A 17,818-nucleotide genomic window follows, 5' to 3' on the forward strand; every position below is an offset into this window, starting at 1 on the left:
AAGCAACTGCTGGGGTACTGAGCTCAGCCCGAGGTCAGCAGCCGAAGTTGATCAGCTTGAACGTGACGTAGTGGTCCGAGGTGTAGTAGTCCTCCAGGGTCTTCTTGCCGGTCACGATGCGACGGGCACCACGCGTCGAGGAGCCGGGCGTGATGACCGTGTACTCGTGGTAGTACCCGGTGGACTGGGAGGGCAGGACACCCTCCCGGTTCTGGAAGACGACGCCGTCCTGCGAGTAAGGGAAGGGGCCTCCCGAGTCGATCAGGTCCAGCGTGTCGTACGCCTGGGAGGGCAGCGCGCCATAGCAGATGCTGCCGACGGAGGCCGCCGCCGCGTTGGCCGGAGCCACGGCGGTGCCGCCGACGAGCAGGGCGGACATGAGGGCCACGAGGGCGCCGATTCGGGTGGTTCGTGGGGGGAATCTCATGGGTCTAGAATGACGCGCGTAGACCATGACATGTCAATGTCAAGCAAGCTGATTTCTCCCGCCAAGTCCGATGAATTTTCCGGGAGTTAACCTGTCCCGCGACGCTCCCACACGGCCTCCGCGAGCACCTCGACACCGCCCACCAGGCCCGTCGCCCCGAGACGTTCACCGCCGGGCACGAAGTCCGTGGGAGCGGCCGGGGACGGCCCCGACGGCCCATGGCACCCGGCGACACGCGAGGACGAGGCGCGGCGGACGGCGGACGGCGGACGGCGGACGGCGGACGGCGGACGGCGGACGATACGTCTAGTAGCTGCCGTACGTGGGGCTGCCCTCACGCTCGTACGTGTGGATGGCGACACCCGCGCCGGTGGTCATGCCGGCGGCGTGCCGGAACGCGGTGGGGACGGCGCCCTCGGCGAAGAGACGGCGGCCCTCGCCGAGCAGGACGGGGAAGGTCATCAGGTGCAGGGTGTCGATCAGGCCGAGCGCGAACAGGGACTGGGCGAGAGCGGCGCTGCCGTGGATCTGGAGCTCGCCCTCGGTGCGCTCCTTGAGGGCGGTGACCTCCTTGCCGAGATCGCCGGTGATCACGGTCGTGCCCTCCCAGGCGGGGTCCGTGAGCGTCGAGGAGGGGACGTACTTGGGAAGGGCGTTCAGCTTGGCGGCGATGAGGTTGTCCGGGTCGGTGATCTTCGGCCAGTAGCCCGCGAAGATCTCGTACGTGCGCCTGCCCAGCAGGAAGGCGTCCACGCGGGAGAAACCGTCGGTGACGAAGCGTCCGAAGTCCTCGTCGCCGTAGGGGACGCTCCAGCCGCCCTGACCGAAGCCTCCGCTCGTGTCCTCCTCCGGACCGCCCGGCGCCTGATGGACTCCGTCGAGAGAGACGAAAGCGGTGAGGGTGAGCTTGCCCATGACGCTGCCTTCTTCCTTGCGGTGGGTGTGCTGTCATCAGGGCAGACCCCACCGGCGCCCGCAACTCATCGGTCCCGCGACGGAGGCACCCGGCGTTCGTTCACCGGACCCGCAGCCCCCTCGTCCCGCACCCGCCTCGTCCCACGCCGGTCGAGAACGCGCCCCGCGCAGGCCGACGACTCGCCCAACCTCACGCTCACCTCGCCTGGGCCGACCGCTCACCCCTCGTTGGTCGAGAACAGCCCTCCCGTCGGGCCCTGCTTGTCGCCGCCCTGGGCCTTTCTCAGGGCGTTCGCGAGGCTCTCGATGGTGAGCGACTGAAGGATCACCCGTCCGTTGCCCTCCAGGGTGGCCAGCGACAGGCCCTCGCCGCCGAAGACCGCGTTCATCAGCCCCTGCCGGTTCAGGCCTCCGATGCGCTGGACGCCGTACTGAATGCCCTCCTCGAAGGCGACGACACAGCCCGTGTCGACCTCGATGCGGCCGCCGAAGTCGGCCGGATTCAGGTCGATGAAGTTGCCCGCGCCCGCGATGATCACCGTGCCGCGTCCGGTGAACTTCTCCAGGACGAATCCCTCGCCGCCGCTGCGCCCGGTCCGGCCGCCCTGGAAGGCGATGCCGAACTGCACGGTCGACTCCGCCGCCACGAACGCGTCCTTCTCGGCGAACCACGCGCGCGTGCCGTCGAGCTCCAGCGCACGCATCTCACCCGGCAGCACGCCCGCGAAGCCGACGGTGCCCTCGCCGCCCGTGGACGTGAAGTACTGGAACGCCAGCGACTCGCCCGCGAGGGCGCGCTGGCCTGCCTGCATGGCGGTGCCCACGGCCTGGCGCAGCATGCCGCCCATGCCGCCACCGCCCTGCCGGCCGTCGGCGCCGCCCGACGGCCCGGAGAGCCGTGTCTCCATGGTCACGTTGGTCGTCTTGAACAGGAACTTTCCCGCCTCGCAGTACACGGTCTGGCCGAGGCCCAGGTTGACGACCGTCATCTGCATCGCGTTGCCGACGATTTCTTGCTGAAGAGTCACGCCGAAAGAACGCGGGAGACGGACCGAAGAGTTCCGGCCCTTCGGGTGACAGGGGATCCGGGTGCGGCGCCGCCCGGCGAACACGGTGTCCTTTGAGGATCTTGCCGCCCTTCTCGATCAACGCCCCATCCGCGATGTTTTAGCAGGTCAGGCGGGGATCGCTAGGGCGGCGCTACTCGGCCCTTGTCAGTCCGTGCCTATCGCTGCTTCCCGAACGCGTCCCTGATCCGTCGCTTGTCCAACGAGGTCCGCCCGTATCAAATTCGTTGCCTCAGCTCGGAAATGGCTCTCGAACTCGCGTGCAGCGGATTCCTCTGCCAATGCGCAGGGGCTCTGCCCGGACACCGGAGCGGATCCTCCATGGTGGTCCGGGTGCGCTCGGCAGCCGTCCGGTGCAAATCGCTCCTTCCCTCTGCTAAGGGTGCGGCGATCGCGTGTTCTTCGTGCTGGTCAACGCCTCCGGGGCGGAACGGAAGTGTTCGGGCTACGGCGGCCGTGCGTTCCTCGCGGTTACCGAGTAATACTGGGAGGACGACGAGCCCGGTGCAGTCATCTGCCCCCTGTGGTAGCGCGGAGTTCGAGGCCGCAGTCGTTTTCTCACTCGGCGACGACGAATCGGGCCCGCTGGGCAACCACGGGCCTGCAGGCATCAAGGACGGATTCTGCGAAACCTACGCCGACTGGAAGATCGGGTACAGAGTCAGAGAACACCTTTTGACCATAGCCTAGGTCTGCGGAGCAACGGCCCGGACCGACTCCGGTTCGTAGAAGGTGCCTGGCGTCGAGCGAGGCAGAGCACGGCTTGGGTGTGATACTGCCCTGGGCGATCTTCTTGTACCGGGTCGGCCAGGGCGGCGAACACGGAAAGGAAGAAGGCGCGTTGGAGCTGCTTGTTTCCCCGCTTTGAGGGCTGTTCACCGCGGACCGAAGATCCTGAATTCCGGGTCGCCGGGGCGAGACCGACGTAGGCGGCACTCGCTTGCCACCACGCGGTACGTGCAGAGCAAGCAGGAGAACGAACTGACCGACGCCCGTGGCCCTGTGCTCGGGCTGCACTGCGCCAGACTACCGCCTGAACGGCGGTGGCCCGGGATTTGCCGAGCGAGTGCTCCGTCGCCGCGGGGACGACGAGGAAGAGCCGAGCCGTCAGGACACATACGGCCGACGGTGGGCGGGTAGCTGGTGGAGGCCGACGGATTCAGGCCCCACTAGCACCCTCCATTGCGATGGGCCGGTTTACGGCGGTCATCAACCCAGGGAAAGAGTCGCAACTCCAACCACTACAAGAAAAAGGCCGCCAGCGATGGCAACGCCCGCAAGTACGGCAAGAAAGGTGGGCCGGTGGAGCAACGCAGAAGGCGCACCAGCAGCTGAGCTCAACGCTCGACGCCGCATCGCCACTGCCCGGCGGCCGGCGAGCAGACTTATGAGACCGATGATTACATACGGCAATTTTCAGCCCTTCAGAATGTCAGACAGTTTTGCGGCGACAAGGAAACCTCGCCTGTCTCGAGATCAAGTTCTTCTTTTGCTCGTTCACTGAACTTGACCTTGACGCCACCCTCAAGTGTGATGTTCTTGACCCCGCCGAAGCCCGCCTTTGTCAGGGGGGTGGTTGTTCGCGGTTCAGCGAAGTGCCTGCGCCGCACGGCGATACACGAGCGCTTGCTTTCCGACCTCATCCCGTAGGGCCCGCGCGCCACCGCCGCCAAACACGTCGACTGCCGCGTTCTGACAGTCGGCTTCGAACTCGACAAGCGATGCCCGACCCCCCGCAACGATGGCAGTCGGCCAATAACCTGCGGCCTCTTGGGCCTTTTGGTTGATCCGCTGCAACGACCCGTCGGAGCGATCCTCGCCGATCATTTCAAGGACCATCCGGATCATCAAGATGCCAGCGCCGAAGAAGGCCGCGGCATTCGCCGTTCCTGGATACTCGGCGCTCAGCGAAGCACAGTCATCGATGGCGGCGTGAACGACGTCGTGGTTCAGTTCTCGTTGCCGCGTAATCGCGATGATCCCGGCCTGGATTCCGGCATCCGCACCATAGTAGGCGTCCTCCAGGCCCGCCGCTTCGGCCAGAATGTACAGCGCGCCACCAACTCGAATCGCCGTAGCACAAGCCAACGCCTTCGACTCGTGGCTTTCGGCCGTCTCCTGGGAATCAGGCATCTCGATCTCCGCTCCGTACTGCTCCGTAATCCCCGGGCACGACTACTACCATTCTGCCGACCTGTCGGATGTCAGAGTGGCGCCTCTCCGGGTCAAGAAGGTCTCACACTCCGGGCAGATCGGTCTGCTGACCACCAAAATCATTGGTCGCATCTGCAAGACGCCTGCCACCTCGTTGAACAGTTTCACCTCGACGTGCCACAGGTCCTCTTTGTTCACCAGCTTCTGCGGCTGGGGCACGCGGAACCCGAATTCTCCCTCACCAGCCGGGTCCAGCTCGTTGTACTGAGCCCCGGTGAGGTCGGAACGCGCTCCTGCCGCGTAGAAGTCCATTCCGCCCTTCCCGGTCGGCAGGTCGGCATGGAGTCCACCCATCGTCCGGTACTTCGCACCACCACCGGCCGCGACCGTAATGTCGTCGACACCGTCCTGGACGTGGCCGACTCCACCGTGCGGGCAGAAACCGTCCTCGGTGTTGTGCACCAAGATCGAGATGCCGCCTGCGAGCACATAATACGTATGCAGTTCCCGGACCGTGAGGTTCCAGCGATTCGCAGTACCAGGCGTAATCCTGATCTTGACGACGGAAGCGTGACCGTTTTCGACGGTGTTGAGGTCGTCGCCGTGGTGAAGTTCGCCAGCCGGTTTCCAGGTGTGGGTGGTGTCGTCCCAGAAGGGGTGGTTGGCGGTGGTGTGGAGGGTAGCGGTGTGGCCGTCCTTGTCGCGGACGGTGACGTCGAGAAGGTCCTTGTCGTGGTTGATCCAGATGTGCTGAACGGTGCGGGCGCCCTGATGCTTGCCGGTCTTGGGGTCGGCGGACTCGACCTTGTCGCCGGTCTTGATCTTGCCGATTGCCTTGGTCTTGCCGCCTGCCATGAGGACGGGCGTCTTGGGCGAGAAGCTGCACCGCGAACGGTTGCCTCTGCCGGAACTTTCGGCCGTGGTTCCCGAGTTGCCCGTGCTGGGTTCGTCCGGTGCAGCCGCTGCCCTGCTTGAGGAGGCTGCCTCGTCCTGGGCGCTGGCCTTCTTGGGGGCCGCCCCATTGGTGCCTGCGGAGTCGCTGGTGGATTCCTTGCCCGCACCCGATGCCGCGGCTGCGTCGCCCGAGCCGCTGCCGGCCTCGTGAGGGGCAGCGTCAGCCGATCCCTTCGGAGCTTCGCCGGCCCCACCGGCGCTGCCTCCTGCGGGTGGCGAATCCCCTTCGTCTCCGGCTATTGGTTCGCCTCCGCCGCAGCCCATGGCCATGCAGTCGGCGCCGCCGGCCAAACCACCGACTGCTCCGACTGCTTCACCAGCGGCTATGAGGCATGCGGGGGCCGCGACCACGGTCCCCGCGCAGGTGACAATGGCCACGACCACTACCGCGATCACGGCGACGACCGCCACCACGGTCGCAACCTTCTCGGCAACCGGGAGTGCCTTCTTGAAGTAGTGCCCGGCGCATCCCCAGAAGCCCGAGCAGCCGCTGCTGTGCTTCTTCGTTCCGCTGGAGGTGGTGGTGGACGCCGCCTTGTCGTTGGCTGCAGCGCACTTGGCGCTGCAGCCGCCGCCACTGGAGTCCATCATTTCCATCAGGCCGCTCGGGTCGGAGGAGCTGGCCGGGTTGTCGCCGGCGTAGGTGTAGCCGCCCATCTGGTTGGGGTCGCCAGGCTCGAAGACCGGGTCGGGTGTGAGGAAGCGGCCCAGAACGGGGTCGTAGTCGCGGGCGCCCAGCAGGTTCAGGCCGCTGACAGGGTCGGCGGGTTGTCCCAGGAAGCCGTGGTTCTCGTCCGCGGCCACCCAGGAACTCGGTTTGGTACCGCGGGGGTTGCCGAAGGGGTCAAAGGAACGGCGGGTGACGGCCAGGGTGGTGGCGTCCACGGCGGTGACGGCGGTGCCCTGGCCGTTGGCGACCTGGTAGGAGACCGTGCCGGTGCTGGAGCGGGTGACGGTGGTGCCGTCCGGGCCGGTGATGTTACGCAGTCCGGTCCACGTCTTGGCGGAGACGTTGAGGGTGATCTGTTCGGCGCCGCCGAAGAGATAGAGGATGCGGGTCTTGTCGGTGCCGTCCACGGCGGCGGTCTGCTCCAGCAGGCCGCCCTGAGCGTCGTAGAGGTACTTGCTGGTGTTGCTGTGGGTGCCGGAGGTGGTGGCGACGGTGGCCGTTCGGCCTTCGGCGTCATAGGTGAAGGTCTGGCCCTGGCCGGCGGGGACGGCGCCGGTGGCGGCGTTGGTCCAGGTCTGGCCGGTGCCGCCGCAGGCGGTGAGGGTGAGCTGGGTGCCGGTGGTGGCGGAGGCGGCGGGGTCGGTCAGGCACATCGCGGTGTTGGCGTTGCTGACCAGGGTGCCGGTGGTGGTGACCTTCCACTTCTGGGTGGCGTCGGTCTTGCAGGTGTCGATCACCACGAGGGTGCCGCTGGTGGTGGCGTTGCCGGTGGTGTCCAGGCACAGTCCGAGGACCTTGACCGTGCCGTCCGTGCCGATCGTCCACTTCTCGCTGGTGGCGCCGTTGCAGGTGTTGATCTGCACTTTGGTGCCGGCCGTGGTGGAGCCGCCAGTGTCGTCGACGCACCGCTTGACGCCGCCGGTGATGGTGAAGGAGCTGGTCAGCGGGCCGGTGGTGGTTACCTTCCGGCTGATGGTGTCGCCGGCGTTGACGTTGCTGTAGGCGGGGTCGGTGTAGGTCGGGGCGATGGTCGCCGTACCGGCCGGGTTGGTGAGGGTCGCCGTTCCCGCCTGGTTGGGCAGGGTCGCGGGCGCCGTGCCGTTCACGCCCGGGTAAGTGATGGCCTGCGTGGTGTCGTTGAGTGCGTTGCCGGTGGTGTCGTGGTTGACCGTGCCGGTGCGGTCACCGAGCTGGTCGTAGGTGTAGCTCTGCCAGTACGGGGCCGGACCGCCGACGGTGGAGGCGGTGATGGGGGCCGTGGTGGTGGTCTGCACCCGTGCGGTGGTGCAGCCTCCGACCGCGCCGGGTGTGGCCGCGGCCGGATCGGTGATGCCGGCGGTGTCGGTCCAGGCGGTGGTCAGACGCTGGAAGGAGTCGTAGGTGAAGCACTGGGTGTCGTGTGTGGTGTTGTCCTGCAGGTCATCGACGGCGGTGAGTTCACCGGCCTGGTTGTAGCGCAGGTTGGTGACGTCCAGGGCGTTTGCCGAGGTCTGCAGCATGCTGCTGGTCTGGGTGACGCGCCCAGTGGTGGCGTCGTACTGGGCGAACGTCGCCAGTTCCTTGCCGGTGCGGCCGTAGTCGGCCTGCAGGACGCGTCCGAACACGTCGTGGACGGTGGTGTCGAGGTAGGCAGGCGTGTTGGCGTTGTTGATGAAGCCGCCGATGCCGTCGAGGTTGCCCTGCTGGGTGTAGCCGAAGTCGATGTCCTCGGCCGGCAGGTTGCCATCCGCCTGGAAGTGCGTGGTGGACAGCAGCCCGGCGGTGTCGGTGTAGCGGTTGGTGGAGGTGTAGGTGACACTGCCGGAGGCCGGTGCGCTGGACTGCCCGGCGGCGGCGAAGCCGTCGGAGGACGGGACGGTCAGCGTGGTGCCCAGCGGCTGGTAGGCCGTGTTGTAGTCGGTGACGGCCTGGGTGTAGGCGGATCCCGAGGCTCCACCGACGTAACGGGTGGCGGAGGTCTCGTAGCCCTTGGCCAGGGTGTCGTAGACGTGGGAGACCAGCAGCTTGGACTGGTCGGGGGTGGCTGACCAGGCGGCGGCGTACTCGGCGGTGGGGCGGTTGTCCCAGTCGTAGGTGAACGACATGGCCTGGCCGCGGCCGTCGGTGGTCTGGAGCAGGTTGCCGGCGACGTCGTACTTGTCGAACGTGGTCTTTCCGGTGTTCGGGTCGGTCTGGGTCAGCCTCTGGCCGAGCAGGTTGTAGGTGTACGACCAGGCGTTGCCCGCGTTGTCCTTGATCGTGTCGACTTGGCCGGCGGGGGTGTAGGTGTACGTGCTGGTGGCGTCCGCGGCCGCGACGGCGCCTGCCGTGCCCTGCTTCCACAGCATGGTGGTGCCGTTGGAGGCGACGACGGCCGCGGTGGAGTCGTTGCGGACCTGGAAGGTGGCGCCGGTGGTGGCGCTCAGCCCGGTGGTCCACAGCTGGGCTGCGGCCGTGCTGTAGATGACCAGGTTGCCGTCGGTGCCGAACTTGGCCCAGGCGCCGGCGTGGCCGGAGGTGCCCGACGACCAGATGGTCGCGCCGCTCGCCAGGGCGGTCAGGACGAGGTTGCCGTCCGACTGCATCGTCAGGCGCACGCTGTCGGAGGTCAGCGATGTCCCCGAAGGGATCACCGAGCCTGCGGGCAGGGTGACGGTGGAGCCGGTGTTCTTCACCACGGTGCTGGTGGTCTGGCCGACGGTGTTGGTGAAGGAGGCGGTGGAGCGGCCTCCGGCCGCTGCCGTGGTGTCGACTTCGTCGGCGCCCGGGTAGCTGGTGGAGGTGTGCCACTGCTCGACGGCCTGGTGCCAGAGGGTCGCCTTCAGGGACCGGCCTTCACCGTCGTAGGCGGTGGTGGTCTCCGAGGGGATCTGGTTCTCGTTCGCCGCGTACAGCGTGGTCGAGGGGAAGTTGTTCGGCTCCGAGTACGGCGCGTAGGCAGCGACCTGCCAGCCGTGGGAGTCGTAGAAGGTGTCGGAGATGATCCGGCCCGCGTTGGAGTCGCCCATGGCGGTGGCCTGGGTCTGGCGGGGCTGGAGCAGGCCGTCGTAGATCGAGACCGACGTCGCGTACGTGCCGTCGTCCCGCAGGGACTTCGTGGTGACCGACGTCGGCGCGCCCGGCTGGGTGATCGTGTCTCCCAGCCCGGGGACGGCGCCGGGGTTGATGGAGTACGCGAAGGTGCGGTCCGCGCTCTGGCCGGCCGCCTTGTCCCGGCCGGGCAGCCACACCGCGGTGCGCCGGCCGAGCGCGTCGTACGTCATGTCGGTCTTACGACCGTTGGCGTCGACGCTCTCCAGCGTGGCGCCGCGCAGGGCGTCGAGTGTGGAGGTGACCTTCCACCCCTGGCTGTTGACAGAGGTCTCAGCAAGGGCGTTGGTGTTACCGCCCGCGTTGCTCCAAGCCGGGCTGAAGTCGGTGTGCGTCTTCTGTCCGGTGGCGTCGTAGGAGTCGGTGACCCGGCCGGCGCCGTCGTAGCCCATGGCCGAGGTGGTCAGCCAGTTCTCCGTCGTACCGGTGAAGCCGCTGGCCGTCTGAGTGGCGGTCGGCTCGCCGGAGGCGGAGACCTTCCCGAAGGTGCCCAGCCCGCTGGGGGTGCCGTCGCCGAGGTAGTAGATCTTCTTGTCCGTCAGCAGGTTGCTCGCACTCGCCGCGGTGGAGCAGTCACTCGCGACCGAGGTGACCCGGTCGGGGTAGGACAGCATCATCGTGTTCGACGACGGCGGGTCGGCGTAGGCCGTGGTGGCGCACTTCTCCTGCTTGGCGTCGACGCCGTCGCCGTGGGCATTGACGGTGGACAACCGGCCCTGGCTGTCGTACGCGGTGTCGGTCTTGGTGTGCCGCCACGTGCCGTTGGCGAGGAGCTCGTACTGGAGGGAGCTGCTGGACTTGATGCGGTGGGCGGTGAGGTCGGGCAGCGTGGACGGGTCGGGCTTGGTCTCGCCGGGATTGTCGTCCTGGGTCCAGGCCGTCCAGGGTGTCTGGGCGGAGGAGGCCGTGGTGGTGAAGGTGAACGGGCCGTTGATGCCGACCGTGTCGATCGTGCCGCCGGCCTTGGTGTAGCCGGTGTCCTGGAAGTCGGTTCCGGCCAGGTGGTCGGCATCGGTGACGCTCAGCACGGTGTTGCCGCCGACCTTGGCGTCGACGGTGACGGAGCGACGGGTGCCGTCGGCCTTGTAGTCGCCGTCCATGCCCTGCAGATAGGTGGTGGTCTGCTGGGTGACGGGTTCCGGGGCCTGCCCGGTCTGCACGGTGACGGTGCGGAAGCCGCGGAACTGGTCCCAGGTGCGGTACTGGTCGTCGGTCTGTGCGGAGTCGTCGCGGTGCCAGGCCGGACCCGAGTAGCTGTAGTGGAAGCTCTGCGCCTCGGAGCCGGCCGGGTTGTTCTGGGCGTCCGGTTTGTACTGGCCGGCAATCGTCAGGTCGGACGTGACCACGCTGTCGACCGTGACCTTGTTGAACCAGTCGGCGATCGGCTTCGAGGCGCCGGGCACGGTCCAATAGACGGGGTAGCAGGATTCGGTGTTGCTGTCGGCGTGGGAGATCGAGAGCGTCTTGCCCGCGCACGGGGCGGAATTATATTCGGCGGCTATCGACTCGCCGGTCTCCGTCTGGATGCTGGAGATCCGTGGCCGGTACAGCGGAGGCGCGGACGGGGAGTCGTCGTTGACGCGGTTGTCGATCTCGGTACCGGTGAAGGACACCTGGTTGAGGGCGATGTCGCTGTTGCCGTTGCCGTAGGTGCCTTTGCCGGTATGCCGGACGGACTGCAGCCACATCACGGCCTGCAGCATTCCGGCGTCCTTCGGGTCCACCGTGGTGCCGGTGACCGGGTCGACGGTGCCGCCCGCGTCCGAGTAGACCTGGCCCAGCTTGTAGGTGTCGACCGCGGTGAGCTGGTCGGTCGCCTTCACATGGACCTTGGTGGTGATGGAGTCCAGCCGGGTCGTGGTCCAGAAGCTCGGGCCGGCAGTGACGCAGACGTCAGCAGGCACGGTGGTGGCGCCATCGGGAAGCTTGGTCTTGTCCGTGGAGTCGCAGTGCAGGTCCCACGGCACGTCCGGCCAATGGGGGGCGGTGCTGTCCTTCAGGTTGTCGGCAGAGCAGTCGGTGAACGTACTGGTCGTCTGGCACCGCTGCGCCAGACCGAAGTCCACCTGGGCGGCAGGGGTGCGCCCGGCCTGCTCGTCATCCAGGGTGTAGCCGTACGAGATCAGCGTCAGCGCGCCGCCGCGGGTGTAGGAGGTGAGGGTCCCGGTGTCGTCCGGGTCGTCGGTCGCGGCCGCCTGGCCGCCGCCGAGGTCGTAGTAGTTGGACTCGCTGGTGTAGTCGTAACGCTGCACGAACCCGTCCGGTGCCACGACGAAGTCGAGGTTCCAGCGCCAGCCCTCGGGCTTGTCGCACTGCGATGCCTTGCCCTTGGCGTCGTCGTGGCAGGGGTCCGTTGACCGCGGGTGCAGGACGGGGACGCCCCACGCGGAATGCGTGGAGGAGTCTGCGGGATCGGCGGGCATGGTGGCGCTGGTGCCAGGGTCCTTCGGCGAGTGGTCGGCCCCGAAGTAGGCGGCCGTGCCGTCCGTGGTCAGCACCCGGTAGTAGAGGCCGTCGTGCAGCCCGTTGGCCGCGCCGGACAACTCCTGCACGACCGTGCCGTCATCGCCCTGGATCCGCCACTGGCGGATCTCACCGGCCACGCCGGAGTCGACGCCGTCGGGCACCAGCTCGCCGGAGTGCGAGCCGAAGGAGAGCGTGGCATTCTCCCCGCCCCAGCACTCGTCCGCCGAACCCTTGACGAGCTGCTTGCCGTCGGAATCCAGCAGCGAGCTGCAGCTGCGGTAGCGCCGCTCCACGTAACCGACCTGGTAGCTCCAGCCGTCACCGACCCAGGACGCCTGGGAGTTGCGGGCTGTGGTCTCCCCGTCGACAGACTGGGAGTCATAACTCAGGCCCAACGAGGGAGCGTTGCCGCCGATCGCGGCAGGCACGGAGATCGGGTAGGCGTAGGTGAAGGAGCCGGTGGCCGACGCCTGCCAGGCTCCTGCGGCCGACAACTCCGTTGATCCGTAGTCGCCTTGAGAGCCAGAGGCGCCGGAGGTCACAGCGAGCGCCGTGGCGCTGACGGCGGCGCTCAACGGTGCGGTGCGCTCCGACATCGCCTGCGGCCCGTTCGCGCTCTCGGAGGGCTTGGGGGATGCGGTGCTCTGGTCGGGCTTCGGGGATTCCGTGCCGGTGGTCGGCTTCGCGGTGTCGGTGGGGGTGGCGTCCGGGGACGGCGAGGGGTCGGCGCTCGCGGTCGGCGTCGAACTAGCCGTGCCGGTCGGTTTGGGATCGGCTGTGCCGTCGTCGCCGGACGCGGAGGCCAGGGTGACGGTGGCTGTCAGCTGTTCGGCGGAGGCCCGGTTGACGAACTTCAGCGGGGTGGCCTTCTGGCACTGCGCCTTCTGTGGGGTGGTCAGCGCGCAGCCCGGCAGTTGTACCAGCCGCAGCCGGGAGCCGTAACCGCCGCCGTACGCGCGGGCGATGGCCGAGTAGTCGATGACCACCTTGACCCGGCTGCGGGTGGGCGCGGTGCCTGAGGGGGTGCCGGACGGGCTACGGGAAGGAGTGCTGGACGGCCTGCCGGAGGGGGTGATGCCCAGGAGCATGCCGTTGGCGCCGGTGCGCAGCGTCTGGGTGTGGGACGCGGTCTGCACCTGTACGGAGTCGGCGCTCTGCTTGGTGTCGGCTGGCGCCACCCAGACGGGCAGGGAACCCGCCTTGACCGGCTTGGTGTTGCCTGGTGCGCCGAGGTCGACGACCGCGGTGCCGGCCTTGGGCCACCGGGCTGCTGTCGCCCGGTAAGTACCCAAAGGCTTGTACCCCTTGGGGTGCCGTTGCGTCTTGGGCTGCAGGAGGTGCGCGCCTACGGCGTTGGTGGCGGGGAGTTTCTTGGGGCGCCACGCGGTGCCGTCGAAGGTGAAGCCGCCGTGGTGGCCGAAGCCGTCGTCGCCCGAGTGACCTGACAGGAAGCCGGGTGTGCCGAACCCTGTGGTGATCGCCACCGGCACCAGGAGCGCGAGCAGGGCGACCGGAACGGTCCACAGCCCCAGTCCCCCGAAGAATCTCCGGTGCCACGTTCCCGCGAACCAGCGCCGTCTGCCACTCACGCGTAAACCCCCCACGACACAACCCTTTTGACGGGCCGTCACACAGTCAGATCACCGGTGAGTGATCGACCGGAGGTTAGGTAGCTTCATGATCACATCTCAAGACACTTTGCTGTTTCCAGGGAGAAACCATGCATGTCCATGACAGATCCTGTGTAGTTTCTGTGCCGGAATTGATCACTTGTCAGATCACTGTGGCAACCGGGCTCCCCCACCCCCGCTGCCCTCGACCCGAAGGAAACCCACCAGGTGTTGAGACCTCCGATACGCAACCGCCGTAGGCGCGCTGTTGCGGCCGGTAGACTGGCTATGTTCGCCGCCGCGCTGAGCCTGGTGGCGGCGCTCCCTCAACTGCCCGCCGTCGCCGACGACTCCGCGCCCGCTCCGGCCGACCCGCTGTTGGCAGCCCGAGCCGAGGCCCTCTCCACGGGCAAAACTGTCCCGGTGGACGCGCTGACCACAGAGGTCTCCACCACCGACGCCCTGCCGGACGGCACCTTCACCAGCACCACCAGCGCGCTGCCCACCCGCGTACTCAAGGACGGCACGTGGATCCCGGTGGATTCCACCCTGACCACCGACGGGCACGGCAACTTCGCACCCCAGGCCACTCCGAACAAGGTCACTCTCTCCGGCGGCGGCAACGGCCCGTTGGTCACCCTCACCCGCGCCGACGGCCCCAGCATGGCACTGACCCTGCCCTTCACCCTGCCCGCGCCGACCGTCAGCGACGACACCGCCGTGTACCCCTCGGTACTGCCCGGCGTCGACCTGTCGGTGTCCGTCACCGACCAGGGCGGCTTCAGCGACATCCTGGTCGTCCACAACGCCGACGCGGCGACTGACCCACGCCTGAAGAAGCTCACCCTGGCCGCCGACACCCACGGCCTCACGCTCGCCACCACCGACTCCGACACCATGCAGGCCACCACCACCGACGGCGACCTCGCCTACACCAGCCCACAACCGCTGATGTGGGACTCCGCCACCACCGCGCCCAAGCTCAGCGGACCGGTGGCCGACGTCACGTCCTCCGTGGACGGCCCCGGCCCCGAAGCAAACACCAAACCGGTCGCCATGACAGCCACCTCCAACGCCGTGACACTGACCCCCGACGCCGGCATGCTCAACGGCCCGGACACCACCTACCCGGTGTACATCGACCCCTACACCAACCCGGTCACCCCGACCGCCGGCCACTACACCGAGGTCTACTCCAGCTCGACCTGCGACAACTCCCCGCAGTATGACAAGGCACAGACCAACGGCCAAGGTGCGGGCTACCAACGGTGGGGCGGCGCCTGCGGAGTCGGTCTGGAGCGGTCCTACTGGGCCATCAACACCAGCGGACTGCACGCATCGTTCGTGATCTCCGACGCCTTCGTGAAGGTCTCCACCACCTTCGCAGCAAGCTACAACTGCAGCCAGAACCAGCCCCTCACGCTCCACACCACCAACGCGATCAGTTCCAGCACCGACTGGCTGTCCCGGCCCGGCGTCCACGACACCGCCTTCCCGCCGGTGAGCGACACGGTGCCCAGCGGCGCCAACTCCGGCAGCTCCTGCAGTGACAGCACCGCCACCTTCCACGTCAAGAACCAGGCCCAGAAGATCGCCGACGAAGACGGCAACGGCTACGACGCCGACGGCACCTTCGGCGACGGCACCAATGCCTGGACCATCGGCCTGTACGGCAACGAGTCGGAGTCCTCGAGCAACGACGACTACCTGCGCATGTCGACCTCACTGGCCCTCACCGTCAGGTTCGACATCCCACCGGGCATACCGACCAACCTGCACATCACCCCGGGCGCCACCGGCGCCGCAGCCGCATGCACCACCAGCGGAGTGGGCTGGATCGGCGCCACCACCTACTCCGACGCCGGCAGCAACATCACCCTGCACTCCACCGTCACCAGCCAAATGACCGGCGAAAAGGTCAGAGCGCACTACTACGTCTGGGACCGCACCATCGACCCCGACGGAGACGGCAGCGGCGCCGCCGTCTCCAGCCCGGACAGCAACTGGCTACCCAAAGACACGGACGCCGCGATGCCGATCGGCGCCACCCTAAAGGACGGCCACCAATACGGCTGGGACGTCTACGCCGAGGACGACTCGGACCAGGGCCTGACCTCGGGCAAGTCCGACCACTGCTGGTTCAACACCGACTTCACGGCACCACAGGCCCCAGACATAACCGGAAACCCCGCCTTCCCACCGGTCGGCACCCCCAGGACCGCCGACCCCGTCTACGCCGGCCCCAACAAGACCACCACCTTCACCGTGGCCGGTACCGACGCACCCTCCTCCGACGACAGCTGCAACCCCAACGCCTGCAAATCCAGCGGCATGGCGTCCTTCCTATGGCAACTCGACTCACCACCGACCGCCTTCGACGGACAACCCGCCACGATCATCGGCACCGACAGCCAGGGCCGATCCACAGCCACCATCCCGGTCCCGATCCAGGACTGGGGCGTACACACCCTGTACGTGACCGGCATCGACAAGGCCGGCAACATAACCACCAGCCCCACCAGCTACACCTTCACCGTGCCATGGAACCCGGCCACCACCATCAAGCCGGGTGACATCTCCGGAGACGGAATCCCCGACCTGCTCGCCACCACCAAGACCGGTGACCTCGACCTGATCCCCGGCAACCTGGACCCGGCCCAGACCGTCGCCCCCGTCCACAGCGACCCGGTCCAGGACGCCGCACCGGCAGTCACCGGTCCGGTCACCGTGTCCACCCCAGAGGACTCGCCCGACGGCACCGGCTGGAACAACTACCTCATCGCCCACCGCGGCAATCTGCACGGCGCGAACGGCGACGACTTGTTGGCGTACAACAAGAACAGCGCGGAACTCTATATCGTCAAGAACGACCTGGACCCGAAGAACGACACGTCCTTCCCGAGAGAGCCCTGGTCCATGATGGGCGGCTTTGTGGGCAGAAGGGGGCTCGACCCCGTCGGCAAGGACGTCTGTGCAGCGCCCGACGTCGTCGCCGATGACACCCGCTGCCGCAGCACGGACTATGACAGCAAGAACTGGAACATCACCCAGCTCATCGCCCCGGGCAACGTCTTCGGCAACCCAGACTTCCCCGCCGTCATCACCGTCGAGAACAAGGAACTGTGGATCTACCAGATGGACGGCGGCCTCAAGCTCAAGAACCCGCTGCTGCTGGGCGACGGCGACTGGACCGGCCAGAGCCTGATCGCAGCGGGCACTCTCAAAGGCAAGCCGGTCCTGTGGTCCCGCGACAAAGCGACCGGCGAGTTGTACAGCTACCCGATCACCGTCGACCCGACCACCCTGGTCCCCTCTCTCCTCCACCCGGCCATGCACACCAGCCTGCGCCTCACCCTGCCGCCGACCGCCTACCCCGTCGTCGCCTCTCCCGACGACGTCAACAGCCCCGTCAAGGGGACCGACGCCAACCCCGGCGGCCCGGACGGCATCCCTGACCTGTACACCGTCGATGCCTCCGGTCAACTCATCGAGTACAACTACCGCCAGAGCCTGGTCCTGACCTCCCCGCCCACCTACGACTTCGCCCCACCGGTCACGCTCGGCTCGGTCACCGACACCGCCACCCACTGGTTGAAGCTCGCCGAGGGCACCGGGGCCACCACCGCCGACAGCACCGGCACCCTCAACGCCACCCTGTCCGGCGGCTACTCCTGGACCACCGACACCACCCGCGGCAACGCCCTCACCCTGAACGGCACCACCGGATACGGCAGCGCGACCGGTCCGGCCGTGGACACGTCCAAGAGCTTCACCGTCTCGGCCTGGGTCAAGCTCAACTCACTTGCAGCCAACAGCACGTTCCTCTCGCAGAACGGCACCATCAACAACGGCTTCCAGCTGTACTACTCCTCCGGCGCCCAGGCCTGGGCGTTCGGCCGGCACAGCACGGACACCAGCAGCGCCGTCTGGCGCGCGACCTACGGCACCAAGCCGATCGTCGGCCGGTGGACGCATCTCGTCGGCATCTACGACGCCTCCGCCAAGGAGATCCGCCTCTACGTCGACGGCAGACTGACCGCCACCAATGACTGGACCTACACCCCCTGGAACGCCGCCGGCCCCCTACAGATCGGCCGCAAGCTCTCCTCCGGCACCTACGGCGAATACACCAACGGCGCCATCAGCAACGTCCGTATCTATCCCACCGCCCTCCCCCCGGCCGACGCCGCGGCCGGCGGTGACCTGCCGAAGGTGACTCAGCTCGACTGACGACGCAGCCCACAGGCACTCATGCCCGCACCCGGAGCCGCCGGGTGCGGGCATGTTCCATAGCGCCAGCAATCTGCTACGTCGTTCCTCAACCGAGGTCCCACAGTTGGCTGGAAGCGGGGTGGGGTATGTGACAGGGGCGGAGTTCGCGGTGGACGGAGGCCACGCGGCGTGACGCGTCGCGCCCGGCCCAGATCCGTCGGCTGGACGGCCCGGACCTCCTGGACGGCTTGAACCGCCCGGACCGCCCGGACCG

Annotated in this window: 6 protein-coding genes and 1 pseudogene; 1 reads left to right on the forward strand and 6 read right to left on the reverse strand. The window is 67.6% G+C overall.

Annotated features, from left to right (window positions below):
- Window positions 1–34 precede the first annotated feature (34 nt).
- The 6 genes and pseudogenes from ACIQRL_RS13860 to ACIQRL_RS13885 all read right to left on the reverse strand — a co-directional run bounded on the left by ACIQRL_RS13860 (window position 35) and on the right by ACIQRL_RS13885 (window position 13,311).
- Window positions 35–427, reverse strand: coding sequence for a ribonuclease domain-containing protein (locus tag ACIQRL_RS13860; RefSeq protein ID WP_401331177.1), 393 nt, complete (start codon window positions 425–427; stop codon window positions 35–37).
- A gap of 306 nt (window positions 428–733) precedes the next feature.
- Window positions 734–1,342 (reverse strand): dihydrofolate reductase family protein, encoded by a 609-nt coding sequence (locus ACIQRL_RS13865; protein WP_401331179.1) that lies wholly within the window; start codon window positions 1,340–1,342, stop codon window positions 734–736.
- A 218-nt stretch (window positions 1,343–1,560) separates the two neighbouring features.
- Window positions 1,561–2,370, reverse strand: coding sequence for an AIM24 family protein (locus ACIQRL_RS13870; protein ID WP_401331181.1), 810 nt, complete (start codon window positions 2,368–2,370; stop codon window positions 1,561–1,563).
- Window positions 2,371–3,145: 775 nt separating this feature from the next.
- A pseudogene (locus tag ACIQRL_RS13875) lies at window positions 3,146–3,343 on the reverse strand (transposase); the annotation flags it as partial.
- Window positions 3,344–3,996: 653 nt separating this feature from the next.
- The gene (locus tag ACIQRL_RS13880) at window positions 3,997–4,542 is read right to left on the reverse strand and encodes a hypothetical protein (RefSeq protein ID WP_401331183.1); all 546 of its coding nucleotides are present in this window, start codon (window positions 4,540–4,542) and stop codon (window positions 3,997–3,999) included.
- Between the two features lie 45 nt (window positions 4,543–4,587).
- On the reverse strand, window positions 4,588–13,311 hold the full coding sequence (locus tag ACIQRL_RS13885; RefSeq protein WP_401331185.1) for a ricin-type beta-trefoil lectin domain protein: 8,724 nt from the start codon (window positions 13,309–13,311) through the stop codon (window positions 4,588–4,590).
- Between the two features lie 309 nt (window positions 13,312–13,620).
- Between ACIQRL_RS13885 and ACIQRL_RS13890 the strand changes: the two genes are divergently transcribed.
- Window positions 13,621–17,562 carry a LamG domain-containing protein gene (locus tag ACIQRL_RS13890; RefSeq protein ID WP_401331187.1) on the forward strand — a complete coding sequence of 1,314 codons (3,942 nt, stop codon included), beginning with the start codon at window positions 13,621–13,623 and terminating at the stop codon, window positions 17,560–17,562.
- The last annotated feature ends 256 nt before the right edge of the window (window positions 17,563–17,818 follow it).

The organism is Streptomyces sp. NPDC091209 (assembly GCF_044757755.1).
GTDB lineage: Bacteria > Actinomycetota > Actinomycetes > Streptomycetales > Streptomycetaceae > Streptomyces.

What these genes read in the sequence shown, in the direction of transcription:
- ACIQRL_RS13890 (WP_401331187.1), top strand. Translation starts at nt 13,621, where the DNA reads ATGTTCGCCGCCGCGCTGAGCCTGGTGGCGGCGCTCCCTCAACTGCCC.
- ACIQRL_RS13880 (WP_401331183.1), bottom strand. Translation starts at nt 4,542, where the DNA reads ATGCCTGATTCCCAGGAGACGGCCGAAAGCCACGAGTCGAAGGCGTTG.
- ACIQRL_RS13865 (WP_401331179.1), bottom strand. Translation starts at nt 1,342, where the DNA reads ATGGGCAAGCTCACCCTCACCGCTTTCGTCTCTCTCGACGGAGTCCAT.
- ACIQRL_RS13860 (WP_401331177.1), bottom strand. Translation starts at nt 427, where the DNA reads ATGAGATTCCCCCCACGAACCACCCGAATCGGCGCCCTCGTGGCCCTC.